The 16,181-nt window shown below is 52.1% G+C and carries 20 protein-coding genes; 16 read left to right on the top strand and 4 right to left on the bottom strand.

What is annotated here, in order from left to right:
* Window positions 1-109: 109 nt before the first annotated feature.
* Window positions 110-442 (bottom strand): multidrug efflux SMR transporter EmrE, encoded by a 333-nt coding sequence (gene emrE / locus ACJHX4_RS19415; protein WP_001070440.1) that lies wholly within the window; start codon window positions 440-442, stop codon window positions 110-112.
* Window positions 443-785: 343 nt separating this feature from the next.
* Complete coding sequence (gene fliE / locus ACJHX4_RS19410; RefSeq protein ID WP_001274299.1) at window positions 786-1,100, bottom strand: flagellar hook-basal body complex protein FliE; 315 nt, start codon at window positions 1,098-1,100, stop codon at window positions 786-788.
* A 214-nt stretch (window positions 1,101-1,314) separates the two neighbouring features.
* Between fliE and fliF the strand changes: the two genes are divergently transcribed.
* From fliF to rcsA, 14 genes are all read left to right on the top strand, one after another.
* Window positions 1,315-2,973 carry a flagellar basal-body MS-ring/collar protein FliF gene (gene fliF, locus ACJHX4_RS19405; protein ID WP_000994425.1) on the top strand — a complete coding sequence of 553 codons (1,659 nt, stop codon included), beginning with the start codon at window positions 1,315-1,317 and terminating at the stop codon, window positions 2,971-2,973.
* The gene (fliG, locus tag ACJHX4_RS19400) at window positions 2,966-3,961 is read left to right on the top strand and encodes a flagellar motor switch protein FliG (RefSeq protein WP_000067950.1); all 996 of its coding nucleotides are present in this window, start codon (window positions 2,966-2,968) and stop codon (window positions 3,959-3,961) included. The genes fliF and fliG overlap by 8 nt, the downstream gene beginning before the upstream one ends.
* Window positions 3,954-4,640 (top strand): flagellar assembly protein FliH, encoded by a 687-nt coding sequence (gene fliH / locus ACJHX4_RS19395; RefSeq protein ID WP_001282677.1) that lies wholly within the window; start codon window positions 3,954-3,956, stop codon window positions 4,638-4,640. Before fliG ends, fliH begins: the two co-directional genes overlap by 8 nt.
* Complete coding sequence (gene fliI, locus ACJHX4_RS19390) at window positions 4,640-6,013, top strand: flagellar protein export ATPase FliI (RefSeq protein WP_000213308.1); 1,374 nt, start codon at window positions 4,640-4,642, stop codon at window positions 6,011-6,013. Before fliH ends, fliI begins: the two co-directional genes overlap by 1 nt.
* A gap of 18 nt (window positions 6,014-6,031) precedes the next feature.
* Entirely contained in the window at window positions 6,032-6,475 is a 444-nt protein-coding gene (gene fliJ / locus ACJHX4_RS19385; protein WP_000807584.1) for a flagellar export protein FliJ, read from the top strand.
* Entirely contained in the window at window positions 6,472-7,599 is a 1,128-nt protein-coding gene (locus ACJHX4_RS19380) for a flagellar hook-length control protein FliK (protein ID WP_000620069.1), read from the top strand. The genes fliJ and ACJHX4_RS19380 overlap by 4 nt, the downstream gene beginning before the upstream one ends.
* A 104-nt stretch (window positions 7,600-7,703) precedes the next feature.
* The gene (gene fliL / locus ACJHX4_RS19375; RefSeq protein WP_000133106.1) at window positions 7,704-8,168 is read left to right on the top strand and encodes a flagellar basal body-associated protein FliL; all 465 of its coding nucleotides are present in this window, start codon (window positions 7,704-7,706) and stop codon (window positions 8,166-8,168) included.
* Between the two features lie 4 nt (window positions 8,169-8,172).
* A complete protein-coding gene (gene fliM, locus ACJHX4_RS19370) occupies window positions 8,173-9,177 on the top strand; it encodes a flagellar motor switch protein FliM (RefSeq protein WP_001295641.1) in 1,005 nt (334 codons plus the stop codon).
* The gene (gene fliN / locus ACJHX4_RS19365) at window positions 9,174-9,587 is read left to right on the top strand and encodes a flagellar motor switch protein FliN (protein ID WP_001282103.1); all 414 of its coding nucleotides are present in this window, start codon (window positions 9,174-9,176) and stop codon (window positions 9,585-9,587) included. The genes fliM and fliN overlap by 4 nt, the downstream gene beginning before the upstream one ends.
* A gap of 2 nt (window positions 9,588-9,589) precedes the next feature.
* Window positions 9,590-9,955, top strand: coding sequence for a flagellar biosynthetic protein FliO (fliO, locus tag ACJHX4_RS19360; protein ID WP_001313947.1), 366 nt, complete (start codon window positions 9,590-9,592; stop codon window positions 9,953-9,955).
* Window positions 9,955-10,692, top strand: coding sequence for a flagellar type III secretion system pore protein FliP (gene fliP / locus ACJHX4_RS19355; RefSeq protein WP_001253318.1), 738 nt, complete (start codon window positions 9,955-9,957; stop codon window positions 10,690-10,692). The genes fliO and fliP overlap by 1 nt, the downstream gene beginning before the upstream one ends.
* A 9-nt stretch (window positions 10,693-10,701) precedes the next feature.
* The gene (gene fliQ, locus ACJHX4_RS19350; protein WP_000187358.1) at window positions 10,702-10,971 is read left to right on the top strand and encodes a flagellar biosynthesis protein FliQ; all 270 of its coding nucleotides are present in this window, start codon (window positions 10,702-10,704) and stop codon (window positions 10,969-10,971) included.
* Window positions 10,972-10,979: 8 nt separating this feature from the next.
* On the top strand, window positions 10,980-11,765 hold the full coding sequence (gene fliR, locus ACJHX4_RS19345) for a flagellar biosynthetic protein FliR (RefSeq protein WP_000983988.1): 786 nt from the start codon (window positions 10,980-10,982) through the stop codon (window positions 11,763-11,765).
* A 289-nt stretch (window positions 11,766-12,054) separates the two neighbouring features.
* Entirely contained in the window at window positions 12,055-12,678 is a 624-nt protein-coding gene (rcsA, locus tag ACJHX4_RS19340; RefSeq protein WP_000103992.1) for a transcriptional regulator RcsA, read from the top strand.
* Between the two features lie 43 nt (window positions 12,679-12,721).
* Here the strand turns inward: rcsA and dsrB are convergent, their stop codons facing one another.
* Complete coding sequence (gene dsrB / locus ACJHX4_RS19335; protein WP_000867217.1) at window positions 12,722-12,910, bottom strand: protein DsrB; 189 nt, start codon at window positions 12,908-12,910, stop codon at window positions 12,722-12,724.
* A 162-nt stretch (window positions 12,911-13,072) separates the two neighbouring features.
* On the opposite strand from dsrB, the gene yodD reads away from it, so the two are divergent.
* Together yodD and ACJHX4_RS19325 are read left to right on the top strand one after the other, a co-directional pair.
* A complete protein-coding gene (gene yodD / locus ACJHX4_RS19330) occupies window positions 13,073-13,300 on the top strand; it encodes a peroxide/acid resistance protein YodD (protein ID WP_000844800.1) in 228 nt (75 codons plus the stop codon).
* A gap of 295 nt (window positions 13,301-13,595) precedes the next feature.
* A complete protein-coding gene (locus tag ACJHX4_RS19325; RefSeq protein ID WP_000491527.1) occupies window positions 13,596-14,411 on the top strand; it encodes a mannosyl-3-phosphoglycerate phosphatase-related protein in 816 nt (271 codons plus the stop codon).
* Here the strand turns inward: ACJHX4_RS19325 and dgcQ are convergent.
* A complete protein-coding gene (gene dgcQ / locus ACJHX4_RS19320; protein WP_001531784.1) occupies window positions 14,408-16,102 on the bottom strand; it encodes a cellulose biosynthesis regulator diguanylate cyclase DgcQ in 1,695 nt (564 codons plus the stop codon). The genes ACJHX4_RS19325 and dgcQ overlap by 4 nt on opposite strands.
* Between the last annotated feature and the right edge of the window lie 79 nt (window positions 16,103-16,181).

Here is a 16,181-nt window from a genome sequence, read left to right as displayed (position 1 = left end):
CATAAAGGCGCAATGATCGCGCAAATGCAATCATAATTATAAAGGTGCCCCGAACATTAGCCATAATATGCACAAATCAGATTCCTGTTATCTCAAGGATAATTATTTTTTAATGCGGTGCACTTCGTGACAACAAGTTAATGACTAACACACCGGCACAAATCAACATCATGCCTATGATAGCTGGCAGGTCCAGTCGTTGACCAAAAAATCCCCAGGAAAGCAAACTAATCAGAACGATACCGACTCCTGACCAGATAGCATAAGCAATCCCTGTAGGTATATAAGCCAGCGTCTGAGCTAATAACCAGAATGATGCACAATAGCAAATAATTGTGCCAACAGAGGGCCATAACCGTGTAAACCCCTCTGAAAACTTCATTAAGGTTGTACCAATGACCTCTGCAAGTATTGCGCCACCAAGATAAATATAAGGGTTCATAGCATATTCTTTCCTGTTCATACTGGAGAGAATTGTACTACAGTTTGAACACAACTCACTGTTTTCATCCTGGTGTATGTGTATCCAGGGGGCTCTGGCGTGGCAAGAGATAAAGGCAGGAACAATAATGATCAGAAGGAACCCCAGGCTAACGAAAGAGTTCACTCTTCCTGGGAGCAAAGCGAAGACAAAACATGTTATCGCGTTTACGGATCGTGGATGGCAGAAAACAACCAGGATCAGGTATCCATTTTAAACCAGAAATTGAGTGAGTTTGCCCATCCATGCCCCACGCTGTGGGATCGGATATAATTAAACAAGCATAGTCAACAGGTTACACAACCTACACCTGCATGGACATCACTTCCTGATACGCCGCCACCAGCTTATTACGCACCTGAATCCCCATTTGCATAGAAACTGAGGCTTTTTGCATATCGGTCATCACATCGTTTAGCGCCACGCCGGGTTCACCGAGGGTGAATTTTTCTGCCTGCGTGCGGGCGGCTGTTTGTGTATCGCTTATGCGATCGAGCGCGGCGTGCAGCTGCCCGGCAAAACTAATGGTCGGTTGCGGCAGTGATTCCTGCGCACGCGCACTCATCGCCGTAGCCTGTAACTGGCTGATAACCCCTTCAATCCCCTGTATCGCTGACATTTTCGTCTCCCGGATAATTTCTGATAGCAAAGCCTACCAGTAAGTCAATAAGACAAAGGCGCTAAATAGCAACAAAAAAACGGGTTTATTGGCGGATAGAAAAAAACGAAAGCACAAATAATGGGAGCGTCAATTTTTCGAGTTTGCTGACCCGGGAGTGAGTCTTGTTCCACTTTGCCAATAACGCCGTCCATAATCAGCCACGAGGTGCGCGATGAATGCGACTGCAGCCCAGACAAAATCTCTTGAGTGGCTTAATCGCCTGCGTGCGAATCCGAAAATTCCATTGATTGTTGCCGGTTCCGCAGCAGTGGCGGTCATGGTCGCACTGATCCTGTGGGCGAAAGCCCCCGACTACCGCACATTATTCAGCAATCTTTCCGATCAGGATGGTGGCGCAATTGTCAGCCAACTGACGCAAATGAATATTCCTTACCGCTTCAGCGAAGCCAGCGGCGCTATTGAGGTTCCGGCAGATAAAGTTCACGAACTGCGCCTGCGCCTGGCGCAACAAGGTTTGCCCAAAGGCGGCGCGGTCGGTTTCGAACTGCTCGATCAGGAAAAGTTTGGTATCAGCCAGTTCAGCGAACAGGTGAATTATCAGCGGGCGCTGGAAGGCGAGCTTTCTCGTACCATCGAAACTATCGGCCCGGTAAAAGGGGCGCGCGTACATCTGGCAATGCCGAAACCGTCTTTATTCGTCCGTGAACAAAAATCCCCTTCTGCATCGGTGACGGTAAATCTGTTACCCGGCCGCGCACTCGATGAAGGGCAAATTAGCGCTATTGTACATCTGGTTTCCAGCGCGGTTGCTGGTCTGCCGCCAGGAAACGTCACGCTGGTGGATCAGGGCGGGCATCTGTTAACCCAGTCCAATACCAGCGGGCGCGATCTTAATGACGCTCAGTTGAAATATGCCAGCGATGTCGAAGGCCGTATTCAGCGGCGTATTGAAGCGATCCTGTCGCCTATTGTTGGTAACGGTAATATTCACGCCCAGGTCACGGCGCAACTGGACTTCGCCAGTAAAGAACAAACGGAAGAACAGTATCGCCCTAACGGTGATGAATCTCATGCGGCGCTTCGTTCACGCCAGCTTAATGAGAGCGAGCAAAGCGGTTCCGGTTATCCGGGCGGCGTACCGGGGGCGTTGTCGAATCAACCGGCACCTGCGAATAACGCACCAATCAGCACGCCTCCGGCAAATCAAAATAACCGCCAGCAGCAGGCGAGCACCACCAGCAATAGTGGGCCGCGTAGCACACAGCGGAATGAAACCAGTAACTACGAAGTCGATCGCACCATTCGTCATACCAAAATGAACGTGGGCGATGTGCAACGTCTGTCAGTCGCGGTAGTGGTGAATTACAAAACCTTGCCAGACGGTAAACCATTGCCTCTCAGCAACGAACAGATGAAGCAAATTGAAGCTCTGACCCGCGAGGCGATGGGCTTTTCTGAAAAACGCGGTGATTCGCTCAATGTTGTTAACTCGCCGTTCAATAGCAGTGACGAAAGCGGCGGAGCACTGCCGTTCTGGCAACAGCAAGTGTTTATCGATCAGTTGCTGGCTGCCGGTCGCTGGTTGCTGGTACTGCTGGTGGCGTGGTTGCTGTGGCGGAAAGCGGTACGCCCGCAGCTAACACGTCGCGCCGAGGCGGTGAAGACTGTGCAGCAACAAGCGCTGGCCCGCGAGGAAATGGAAGATGCGGTGGAAGTCCGTCTGAGCAAAGACGAACAACTCCAACAACGGCGCGCTAACCAACGACTGGGGGCAGAAGTCATGAGCCAGCGTATCCGTGAAATGTCTGATAACGATCCGCGCGTGGTGGCGCTGGTCATTCGCCAGTGGATAAATAACGATCATGAGTAACCTGACAGGCACCGATAAAAGCGTCATCCTGCTGATGACCATTGGCGAAGACCGGGCGGCAGAGGTGTTCAAGCACCTCTCCCAGCGCGAAGTGCAAACCCTTAGCGCTGCAATGGCGAACGTCACGCAGATCTCCAACAAGCAGCTAACCGATGTGCTGGCGGAGTTTGAGCAAGAAGCTGAACAGTTTGCCGCACTGAATATCAACGCCAACGATTATCTGCGTTCGGTATTGGTCAAAGCTCTGGGTGAAGAACGTGCCGCCAGCCTGCTGGAAGATATTCTCGAAACCCGCGATACCGCCAGCGGTATTGAAACGCTCAACTTTATGGAGCCGCAGAGCGCCGCCGATCTGATTCGCGATGAGCATCCGCAAATTATCGCCACCATTCTGGTGCATCTGAAGCGCGCCCAGGCCGCCGATATTCTGGCGTTGTTCGATGAACGTCTGCGCCACGACGTGATGTTGCGTATCGCCACCTTTGGCGGCGTGCAGCCAGCCGCGCTGGCGGAACTGACCGAAGTACTGAATGGCTTGCTCGACGGTCAGAATCTCAAGCGCAGCAAAATGGGCGGCGTGAGAACGGCAGCCGAAATTATCAACCTGATGAAAACGCAGCAGGAAGAAGCCGTTATTACCGCCGTGCGTGAATTCGACGGCGAGCTGGCGCAGAAAATCATCGACGAGATGTTCCTGTTCGAGAATCTGGTGGATGTCGATGATCGCAGCATTCAGCGTCTGTTGCAGGAAGTGGATTCCGAATCGCTGCTGATCGCGCTGAAAGGGGCCGAGCAGCCACTGCGCGAGAAATTCTTGCGCAATATGTCGCAGCGTGCCGCCGATATTCTGCGCGACGATCTCGCCAACCGTGGTCCGGTGCGTCTGTCGCAGGTGGAAAACGAACAGAAAGCGATTCTGCTGATTGTGCGCCGTCTTGCCGAAACTGGCGAGATGGTGATTGGCAGCGGCGAGGATACCTATGTCTGATAATCTGCCGTGGAAAACCTGGACGCCGGACGATCTCGCGCCACCACCGGCAGAGTTTGTGCCAATGGTCGAGTCGGAAGAAACCATTATTGAAGAGGCCGAACCCAGCCTTGAGCAGCAACTGGCGCAACTGCAAATGCAGGCCCACGAGCAGGGTTATCAGGCAGGGATTGCCGAAGGTCGCCAGCAAGGTCATGAACAGGGCTATCAGGAAGGACTGGCCCAGGGGCTGGAACAAGGTCTGGCAGAGGCGAAGGCTCAACAAGCGCCAATTCATGCCCGGATGCAGCAACTGGTCAGCGAATTTCAAACTACCCTTGATGCGCTTGATAGTGTGATAGCTTCGCGCCTGATGCAGATGGCGCTGGAGGCAGCACGTCAGGTCATAGGTCAGACGCCAACGGTGGATAACTCGGCACTGATCAAACAGATCCAACAGTTGTTGCAGCAAGAACCGTTATTCAGCGGTAAACCACAGCTGCGCGTACACCCGGATGATCTGCAACGTGTTGATGATATGCTCGGCGCAACTTTAAGTTTGCATGGCTGGCGCTTGCGGGGCGATCCCACCCTCCATCCTGGCGGTTGCAAAGTCTCCGCCGATGAAGGCGATCTCGACGCCAGTGTCGCCACTCGCTGGCAAGAACTCTGCCGTCTGGCAGCACCAGGAGTGGTGTAATGACCACGCGCCTGACTCGCTGGCTAACCACGCTAGATAACTTTGAAGCCAAAATGGCGCAGTTGCCTGCGGTACGTCGCTACGGGCGATTAACCCGCGCTACCGGGCTGGTGCTGGAAGCCACCGGATTACAATTGCCGCTCGGCGCAACCTGTGTCATTGAGCGCCAGAACGGCAGCAAAACGCACGAAGTAGAAAGCGAAGTCGTCGGCTTTAACGGTCAACGGCTGTTTTTAATGCCGCTGGAGGAAGTGGAAGGTGTCCTGCCCGGCGCGCGTGTATATGCCAAAAACATTTCGGCAGAAGGGCTGCAAAGCGGCAAGCAGTTGCCGCTCGGTCCGGCGTTATTAGGTCGTGTTCTGGACGGCAGCGGTAAACCGCTCGATGGCCTCCCCTCCCCCGATACGACGGAAACCGGTGCGCTGATTACCCCGCCATTTAACCCATTGCAACGTACACCGATTGAACATGTGCTGGACACCGGCGTGCGCCCAATCAATGCCCTGCTTACCGTCGGGCGCGGGCAGCGTATGGGGCTGTTTGCCGGGTCCGGCGTTGGTAAAAGTGTGCTGTTGGGGATGATGGCACGTTACACCCGCGCCGATGTCATTGTCGTGGGTTTGATTGGTGAACGTGGGCGCGAAGTAAAAGATTTTATTGAGAATATCCTCGGTGCCGAAGGACGTGCACGCTCAGTGGTGATTGCCGCTCCGGCGGATGTTTCTCCGCTCCTGCGAATGCAAGGTGCCGCCTATGCCACGCGCATTGCCGAAGATTTTCGCGATCGTGGTCAGCATGTGTTGCTGATTATGGACTCCCTCACCCGCTACGCGATGGCCCAGCGTGAAATTGCGCTGGCGATTGGCGAACCACCTGCTACTAAAGGTTATCCACCGTCGGTGTTTGCCAAATTACCGGCACTGGTCGAGCGTGCCGGAAATGGCATTAGCGGCGGCGGCTCGATTACCGCGTTTTATACCGTGCTCACCGAGGGCGATGACCAGCAGGACCCCATTGCCGACTCCGCGCGGGCCATCCTCGACGGTCACATTGTGCTGTCTCGCCGACTGGCGGAAGCCGGGCACTATCCGGCTATCGATATTGAAGCGTCGATCAGCCGCGCAATGACGGCGTTGATCAGTGAGCAACATTACGCACGAGTGCGCACCTTCAAACAGCTGTTGTCGAGTTTTCAGCGTAACCGAGATCTGGTTAGCGTCGGCGCGTATGCCAAAGGCAGCGATCCGATGCTCGACAAAGCCATCGCCCTGTGGCCGCAGCTGGAGGGCTATTTGCAACAAGGCATTTTTGAACGCGCGGACTGGGAAGCGTCTCTCCAGGGGCTGGAGCGTATTTTCCCGACAGTGTCATAACCCAGGAGATAACGGCAGATGGCAGAACATGGCGCGCTGGCGACCCTGAAAGATCTGGCAGAAAAAGAGGTAGAGGATGCCGCGCGCCTGCTGGGTGAAATGCGTCGCGGATGTCAGCAGGCGGAAGAACAGCTCAAAATGCTGATCGATTATCAGAATGAATATCGCAATAACCTCAATAGCGATATGAGTGCCGGGATGACCAGCAACCGCTGGATCAACTATCAGCAGTTTATCCAGACGCTGGAAAAAGCCATTACTCAGCATCGCCAGCAACTTAATCAGTGGACGCAGAAAGTTGACATTGCCCTGAACAGCTGGCGAGAAAAGAAACAACGTTTGCAGGCCTGGCAGACACTGCAGGAACGGCAATCCACGGCGGCACTGCTTGCAGAAAACCGCCTCGATCAGAAAAAGATGGATGAGTTCGCCCAGCGCGCCGCCATGAGGAAACCTGAATGATTCGCTTAGCGCCCTTAATTACCGCCGACGTTGACACCACCACATTGCCTGGCGGCAAAGCCAGCGATGCTGCACAAGATTTTCTCGCGTTGTTGAGCGAAGCATTAGCAGGCGAGACAACTACCGACAAAGCGGCCCCCCAGTTGCTGGTGGCAACAGATAAGCCCACGACAAAAGGCGAGCCGCTGATCAGCGATATTGTTTCCGACGCGCAACAAGCGGATTTACTGATCCCCGTGGATGAAACACTGCCTGTCATCAACGACGAACAATCCACATCAACACCGTTAACCACCGCTCAGACGATGACGTTGGCTGCGGTGGCTGACAAAAATACGACAAAAGACGAAAAAGCGGATGATCTTAATGAAGACGTCACCGCAAGCCTGAGCGCCCTTTTTGCGATGTTGCCGGGTTTTGACAATACGCCCAAAGTGACTGATGCACCGTCAACCGTGTTACCGGCAGAGAAACCAACGCTTTTCACAAAACTGACTTCTGCGCAACTCACAACAGCACAGCCTGATGACGCCCCCGGCACACCAGCTCAGCCATTAACACCGCTGGTAGCAGAAGCCCAGAGTAAAGCGGAAGTCATCAGCACACCTTCGCCGGTGACTGCTGCCGCCAGCCCGCTAATCACTCCACACCAGACACAGCCACTGCCCACCGTCGCCGCGCCTGTTTTGAGTGCACCGCTGGGTTCTCACGAATGGCAACAATCATTAAGCCAGCATATTTCGCTGTTCACCCGCCAGGGGCAACAAAGTGCAGAGTTGCGTCTGCACCCACAGGATTTAGGTGAAGTGCAAATTTCCCTCAAAGTGGATGATAACCAGGCGCAGATCCAGATGATTTCACCGCATCAGCACGTACGCGCAGCCCTGGAAGCAGCGCTGCCGGTACTGCGTACGCAGCTGGCCGAAAGTGGCATTCAGTTAGGGCAAAGCAACATTAGTGGCGAAAGCTTTAGTGGTCAGCAGCAGGCCGCTTCCCAGCAACAGCAAAGCCAACGCACAGCAAACCATGAACCTCTGACGGGGGAAGACGACGATACGCTTCCGGTTCCCGTCTCTTTACAAGGGCGTGTAACAGGCAACAGCGGCGTTGATATTTTCGCCTAACGTCAGAGGTAGCACCGTAATCCGCGTCTTTTCCCCGCTTTGTTGCGCTCAAGACGCAGGATAATTAGCCGATAAGCAGTAGCGACACAGGAAGACCGCAACACATGACTGATTACGCGATAAGCAAGAAAAGCAAGCGATCGCTTTGGATCCCGATTCTGGTATTCATTACCCTCGCGGCCTGTGCCAGCGCAGGTTACAGCTACTGGCATTCGCATCAGGTTGCCGCTGACGACAAAGCGCAGCAACGCGTCGTGCCCTCCCCGGTCTTCTATGCGCTGGATACCTTTACGGTCAATTTGGGCGATGCGGATCGCGTGCTTTATATCGGCATAACCCTGCGACTGAAAGATGAAGCAACCCGCTCGCGGCTGAGTGAGTATTTGCCGGAAGTCCGTAGTCGCTTGCTGTTACTGTTTTCACGTCAGGATGCTGCCGTACTGGCGACAGAAGAAGGCAAGAAAAACCTGATTGCCGAGATTAAAACCACACTTTCCACCCCGCTTGTTGCCGGGCAACCGAAACAGGATGTCACCGACGTGCTGTATACCGCTTTTATTCTGCGATAACGACATGGGCGATAGTATTCTTTCTCAAGCTGAAATTGATGCGCTGTTGAATGGTGACAGCGAAGTCAAAGACGAACCGACAGCCAGTGTTAGCGGCGAAAGTGACATTCGTCCGTACGATCCGAATACCCAACGACGGGTTGTGCGCGAACGTTTGCAGGCGCTGGAAATCATTAATGAGCGCTTTGCCCGCCATTTTCGTATGGGGCTGTTCAACCTGCTGCGCCGTAGCCCGGACATTACCGTCGGGGCCATCCGCATTCAGCCGTACCATGAATTTGCCCGCAACTTGCCGGTGCCGACCAACCTGAACCTTATCCACCTTAAACCGCTGCGCGGCACAGGGCTGGTGGTGTTCTCGCCGAGCCTGGTGTTTATCGCCGTGGATAACCTGTTTGGCGGCGATGGACGCTTCCCGACCAAAGTGGAAGGTCGCGAGTTTACTCATACCGAACAGCGCGTCATCAACCGCATGTTAAAGCTGGCGCTTGAAGGCTATAGCGACGCCTGGAAAGCGATTAATCCGCTGGAAGTTGAGTACGTGCGTTCGGAAATGCAGGTGAAATTTACCAATATCACCACCTCGCCGAACGACATTGTGGTTAACACGCCGTTCCATGTGGAGATTGGCAACCTGACCGGCGAATTTAATATCTGCCTGCCATTCAGCATGATCGAGCCGCTACGGGAATTGTTGGTTAACCCGCCGCTGGAAAACTCGCGTAATGAAGATCAGAACTGGCGCGATAACCTGGTGCGCCAGGTGCAGCATTCACAGCTGGAACTGGTGGCCAACTTTGCCGATATCTCGCTACGCCTGTCGCAGATTTTAAAACTGAAACCCGGCGACGTCCTGCCGATAGAAAAACCCGATCGCATCATCGCCCATGTTGACGGCGTCCCGGTTCTGACCAGTCAGTACGGCACTCTCAACGGTCAGTATGCGTTACGGATAGAACATTTGATTAACCCGATTTTAAATTCTCTGAACGAGGAACAGCCCAAATGAGTGACATGAATAATCCGGCCGATGACAACAACGGCGCAATGGACGATATGTGGGCTGAAGCGTTGAGCGAGCAAAAATCAACCAGCGGAAAAAGCGCTGCCGACGCAATGTTCCAGCAATTTGGCGGCGGAGATGTCAGCGGAACGTTGCAGGATATCGACCTGATTATGGATATTCCGGTCAAGCTGACCGTCGAGCTGGGCCGTACGCGGATGACCATCAAAGAGCTGTTGCGTCTGACGCAAGGATCAGTCGTGGCGCTGGACGGTCTGGCGGGCGAACCGCTGGATATTCTGATCAACGGTTATTTAATCGCCCAGGGCGAAGTGGTGGTTGTTGCCGATAAATATGGCGTGCGGATCACCGATATCATTACCCCGTCCGAGCGGATGCGCCGCCTGAGCCGTTAGTGATGAATAACCATGCTACTGTGCAATCTTCCGCGCCGGTTTCTGCTGCGCCACTGCTGCAGGTGAGCGGCGCACTCATCGCCATTATTGCCCTGATCCTCGCTGCCGCCTGGCTGGTAAAACGGCTGGGATTTGCCCCTAAACGCACTGGCGTTAACGGTCTGAAAATTAGCGCCAGTGCTTCGCTGGGCGCGCGTGAACGGGTCGTGGTGGTCGATGTGGAAGATGCACGGCTGGTGCTCGGCGTTACCGCAGGGCAAATCAATCTGCTACATAAACTTCCCCCTTCAGCACCAACGGAGGAGATACCGCAGACCGATTTTCAGTCGGTCATGAAAAATTTGCTTAAGCGTGGCGGGAGATCCTGATGCGTCGTTTGTTTTCTGTCGCACCGGTCCTTCTCTGGCTGATTACGCCCCTCGCCTTCGCGCAACTGCCGGGTATCACCAGCCAGCCGCTACCTGGCGGTGGACAAAGCTGGTCGCTCCCGGTGCAGACGCTGGTGTTCATCACCTCGTTGACGTTCATTCCAGCGATTTTACTGATGATGACCAGTTTCACCCGCATCATTATTGTTTTTGGTTTATTGCGTAACGCGCTGGGAACGCCCTCCGCGCCACCTAACCAGGTATTGCTGGGACTGGCACTGTTTTTGACCTTTTTTATTATGTCGCCAGTGATCGACAAAATTTATGTCGATGCGTACCAGCCATTCAGCGAAGAGAAAATCTCAATGCAGGAGGCGCTGGAAAAAGGGGCGCAGCCGCTGCGTGAGTTTATGCTGCGTCAGACCCGCGAGGCGGATTTAGGGTTGTTTGCCAGACTGGCGAATACCGGCCCGTTGCAGGGGCCTGAAGCTGTGCCGATGCGCATTTTGCTCCCGGCCTACGTGACCAGCGAGTTGAAAACCGCATTTCAGATAGGCTTCACGATTTTCATCCCTTTTTTGATTATCGACCTGGTGATTGCCAGCGTGTTGATGGCATTGGGGATGATGATGGTTCCCCCAGCCACCATTGCTCTGCCCTTTAAACTGATGCTGTTTGTACTGGTGGATGGCTGGCAATTGCTGGTCGGTTCGCTGGCGCAGAGCTTTTACAGCTAGAGAGGCAAAATGACACCTGAATCGGTCATGATGATGGGGACTGAAGCGATGAAAGTCGCGCTGGCACTGGCTGCCCCACTGTTGCTGGTGGCGCTGGTCACGGGTCTTATCATCAGTATTTTGCAGGCCGCCACGCAGATCAACGAAATGACGCTGTCGTTTATTCCAAAAATCATCGCCGTATTTATCGCCATTATTATTGCCGGACCGTGGATGCTCAATCTGTTGCTGGATTACGTCCGCACCTTGTTCACTAACCTGCCGTATATCATCGGGTAGGCCGTACAATGATGCAGGTAACAAGCGATCAATGGCTTTCCTGGTTAAGCCTGTACTTCTGGCCGTTACTGCGCGTGCTGGCGCTCATTTCTACCGCGCCAATTCTGAGCGAACGCAGCGTGCCGAAACGGGTAAAACTGGGTCTGGCAATGATGATCACGTTCGCCATTGCCCCATCATTACCTGCCAACGATGTTCCTGTTTTTTCGTTCTTTGCTCTGTGGCTGGCCGTGCAGCAGATCCTGATCGGCATTGCGCTTGGTTTTACCATGCAATTTGCCTTTGCCGCTGTGCGAACCGCTGGCGAAATTATCGGTCTGCAAATGGGGCTGTCATTTGCGACATTTGTCGATCCTGGCAGCCATCTCAATATGCCCGTTTTAGCGCGCATCATGGATATGCTGGCATTACTGCTGTTCCTGACATTTAACGGTCATTTATGGTTGATTTCACTGCTGGTCGATACCTTTCACACCCTGCCGATTGGTAGCGAACCGTTGAACAGCAATGCGTTTCTGGCACTCACCAAAGCAGGGAGTTTGATTTTCCTTAACGGGCTGATGCTGGCGTTACCGCTCATTACTCTGTTGCTGACCCTGAATCTGGCATTAGGTTTACTGAATCGTATGGCCCCGCAATTATCCATTTTTGTTATTGGATTTCCATTAACTCTGACTGTCGGCATCTCTTTAATGGCGGCATTAATGCCGTTAATTGCGCCTTTTTGCGAACATTTATTCAGTGAAATTTTTAATTTGCTGGCTGATATTATTAGTGAATTACCATTAATATAATTCCGTAACGTTTATCATGCTACCCTAAGGATTATCCGAAAAATAATATCTGCGAACATCTTCCAGGATACTCCTGTAGCGAAATATTTGTTTTAAGCTCACTCACATATCGCAACATTTACTTTACTTTAAGACAATTCCAGGCAAATTATACAACACTTTACGGGATAGTAAGTCCGCCTGAAAAATTGCGAGAGTGGCGCATTAGGTGACCCATGTTGTTCCGTTTAGTCATGATGAAATATTCAGGTAAGGGGAATTATCGTTACGCATTGAGTGAGGGTATGCCATGTCAACGATTATTATGGATTTATGTAGTTACACCCGACTAGGTTTAACCGGGTATCTGTTGAGTAGAGGGGTTAAAAAAAGAGAAATCAACGACATTGAAACCGTTGATGACCTTGCCATAGCTTGTGATTCACAGCGCCCTTCAGTGGTGTTTATTAATGAGGACTGTTTCATCCACGATGCTTCTAACAGTCAGCGCATCAAGCACATCATTAATCAACATCCCAATACGTTATTTATCGTTTTTATGGCAATTGCCAATGTTCATTTTGATGAATATCTATTGGTCAGAAAAAATTTATTGATCAGCTCTAAATCGATTAAACCGGAATCTCTCGACGATATCCTTGGCGATATTCTGAAAAAAGATACAACGATAACCTCGTTTTTAAATATGCCGACTTTATCATTGAGCCGAACCGAATCGAGTATGTTGCGAATGTGGATGGCAGGTCAGGGAACCATTCAAATCTCCGACCAAATGAATATCAAAGCCAAGACCGTTTCATCGCATAAAGGTAATATTAAACGTAAGATCAAAACGCATAATAAACAGGTTATCTACCATGTCGTCCGACTGACGGATAATGTGACTAATGGTATTTTTGTCAACATGCGCTAACACATTCTGACTGGTGGTTTCCCACCAGTCAGGCTGAATAAGATTACTCTGCTTTCTCAACAAAGATACCGTCCTGATGCCCTGCTTCATTAAAGAACCAGATGCCGAGCGGGTAGTCTTCCAGCGAAACCAGGTACATTGTGCCTTCACTAAACTCCTCAACTGCCAGTACCACGCCAGGACGACGCGGACCGCCATCCGTTTTGACTGTTACCCGATCATTCACCTTCATCGTTTTCCTCCTGTGGCTTTGTGCCAGTGTAGAACAATTTCGTTTTTCTGGCAGCGCCAGGCGCGCGCGAGTGCTGATTTTCTCGACGGTCTATACTTAAGAGATGCCAGGCGGACTTAACGACTGGCGGCAACAACAGAGTAACGGTTGCGAGGAAAGATGATGAAAACCGCAAAAGAGTACAGCGATACCGCAAAACGTGAGGTCAGCGTCGATGTCGATGCCCTGCTGGCGGCGATCAATGAAATTAGCGAAAGCGAAGTTCATCGCAGCCAGAACGATTCTGAACACGTTAGCGTCGATGGACGTGAATATCATACATGGCGTGAATTGGCGGATGCCTTCGAACTGGATATTCATGACTTCAGCGTCTCTGAAGTGAATCGTTGAATGCACAATAAAAAAATCCCGACCCTGAGGGGGTCGGGATGAAACTTGCTTAAGCAAGAAGCACTTAAAAAATTCGTTACACCAGGAAATCTGATGTGTTCATCACCTTATCTGCAATTTTTTTCGCTGACAAGAAAATATTCGCGCTATGAATGATTAACGCTACTTATGAATAGAAATGTGACGCGCGTCACCCCTTGGTGGCTCTGGTGTCAACGGGATCGCTCCCGAAAAAATCATCTTTGATTATTTGTGCTGTTTTGAGAATCATCCTGGTAAGGGGAGTACTGCGCCCATGTTTTCAATTCAACAACCACTACTGGTTTTTAGCGATCTTGATAGCACCCTGCTGGACAGTCATAGTTATGACTGGCAACCGGCAGCCCCCTGGCTCAGCCGTTTACACGAAGCCAATATTCCCGTCATTCTCTGTAGCAGTAAAACTTCAGCGGAAATGCTGTACTTGCAAAAAATGTTGGGGCTACAAGGCTTACCGCTGATTGCAGAGAATGGCGCAGTGATCCAGCTTGCTGAACAATGGCAGGATATAGACGGTTTTCCACGCATCATCTCAGGTATTAGCCATGGCGAAATCTGCCAGGTTTTAAATACGCTACGCGAGAAAGAACATTTTAAATTCACGACTTTTGATGATGTCGACGATGCAACCATTGCCGAATGGACGGGATTAAGCCGTAGCCAGGCGGCGCTGACGCAGCTGCATGAGGCGTCGGTAACGCTAATCTGGCGCGACAGTGACGAGCGTATGGCACAATTTATCGCTCGTCTGAACGAACTGGGCTTGCAGTTTATGCAGGGTGCGCGCTTCTGGCACGTACTGGATGCCTCTGCCGGAAAAGATCAGGCTGCCAACTGGATTACCGCGACCTATCAACAATTGTCAGGCAGACGCCCAACCACACTTGGCCTGGGCGATGGGCCAAACGATGCGCCTTTACTGGAGGTAATGGATTACGCGGTGATTGTGAAAGGGCTAAACCGTGAAGGGGTCCATCTGCATGATGAGGATCCGGCCCGCGTCTGGCGAACGCAGCGTGAAGGACCGGAAGGCTGGCGTGAAGGGCTGGACCATTTTTTCTCCGCCCGTTAAGCGTTATCGCTCGCGAATACCCGATTACGCCCGGCCTGTTTTGCGAGGTAAAGCCGACGGTCGGCCAATGACTGGAGTTGTTCAAAATCATAATCACCGGTTTCCTCGCTGCTACTTACCCCCAGCGAGGCACTGATGCGTATCGTTGTACTCTTGGCGATCAGCATCTCTTTTTCATTTAACTTCAGGCGAATACGTTCTGCGACCTCCGCAGCCTGCGTCAGATTCGCGCCTGGCAGAATCACACAAAACTCCTCACCACCGACCCGCCCGGCAACGTCCTGCGCACGCAAGGAACTGCTAATTAATCCGGCAGCATGAGAAAGAACACGGTCGCCCGCCTGATGACCAAAGCGGTCATTAATCGCTTTAAAATGGTCAAGATCGACCTGAATGACAGAAAAAGGATGTTGGTGCGTCTGACACAATTTAGCGAGCGGACGGGCTTTTTCGAACAATGCGCCACGGTTATATAAACGCGTTAAGGTGTCGTGCCACGCCTGCCACTGCAACGAGCTTTGCAGAACATACATGTTGCTGACCATCCGGCGAATCACATACCAGGAGATGAGTAACATGGTGGTAAAGAGCGCCCACAGCAGGGTTAATGCAATGCTGATACTGCCGAAATCGCCGCGCACGCCTTCGCTTAGCGTATGGACGCGCACCAGCACACCGTCGAAATGGTCCAGACGTTCCCAGCTAACATAGCGACTGTCCATACGAATGCCGCCCCGCGTGTCATGTTCCATTGCCTGCGCCAGCAAGGCCAGTTCACGAGGATCAAAAATATTCCCTGTTGGATGGTCAGGATTTGAAGAGGTCAAAAATCTCAGCTTACTGTCATAGAGCTGATACTCACCATCGAGGTTTTTATCGATGGCGTTTTTTAAAAATTGCTGCATAGTACGCACGGGAATACTCATCCCCAGCACGCCATACCAGTAGTTATTACTGTCTACCGGAACACTGACGGTAACCTGCGGTTCAGTATTGCTGGCGTGTTCCGGTTGCGAAGTGAACCAGCGTACCGCGCGGTGACGATTTTCTCGTTGTGAATGGCCGATAAACCAGGGTTGGGTGACATAGCCGTAATAACGCGTTGGTACATTGCGCGTAAACAAGGTCGGCAGCGTCGAAACGTAAAATCCAGCACGCGAGACATACACCGCCTGTTCAACCATCGACGAGGAGTTGTGCGCCAGTCGCAGCAAGTAACCAACTTCCAGTGCAGCGGTAATTTCATTGTCGAGGCTTTCATTTTCGCGAGACAGGAGATTCCCCTCGCTGACTAATGCATCCGATACGCCATTGACTGGCAGGGTGCGCCGTCGGTTGAGTTCGATTTGCCAGGCGTGCTCGTCGCGATGCTGTTCGAACTCGGTTACGGCATTACGCAGAGAGGTGAAATCCAGTGGCGCCACGAGAGCTTCGCGCATGCCATTACGCAAAAAGATCAGTTTGTCGACGTTATACTGCAAATGCTTATCGAGCGCGTTGGCTACGTTTTCCAGATGATTACGCTGGCTGGAGATATAGGCATCTTCCAGCACCACCACTTCACGCCAGGTGAGCAAGGTGGAAAAAAGCAATACCACGATAAAGCAGAGATTAACGACATGACCGGGCCCCAGGCGGCGTGCGAGTTTTTTCAACCAGCTCTGGTTTTCCATTTTTGTCTCGTGCTGCACCCTGACGACTCCCAACCTGCTTTTTTATGATTCTGGCATAACCCGGCGATAGCGTACCGCAAAACAGCGATAATTTTAT

This window comes from Escherichia sp. WS2035 (assembly GCF_046487065.1).
Taxonomy (GTDB): domain Bacteria; phylum Pseudomonadota; class Gammaproteobacteria; order Enterobacterales; family Enterobacteriaceae; genus Escherichia; species Escherichia coli.
This window is presented reverse-complemented; position numbering and strand designations above follow the sequence as displayed.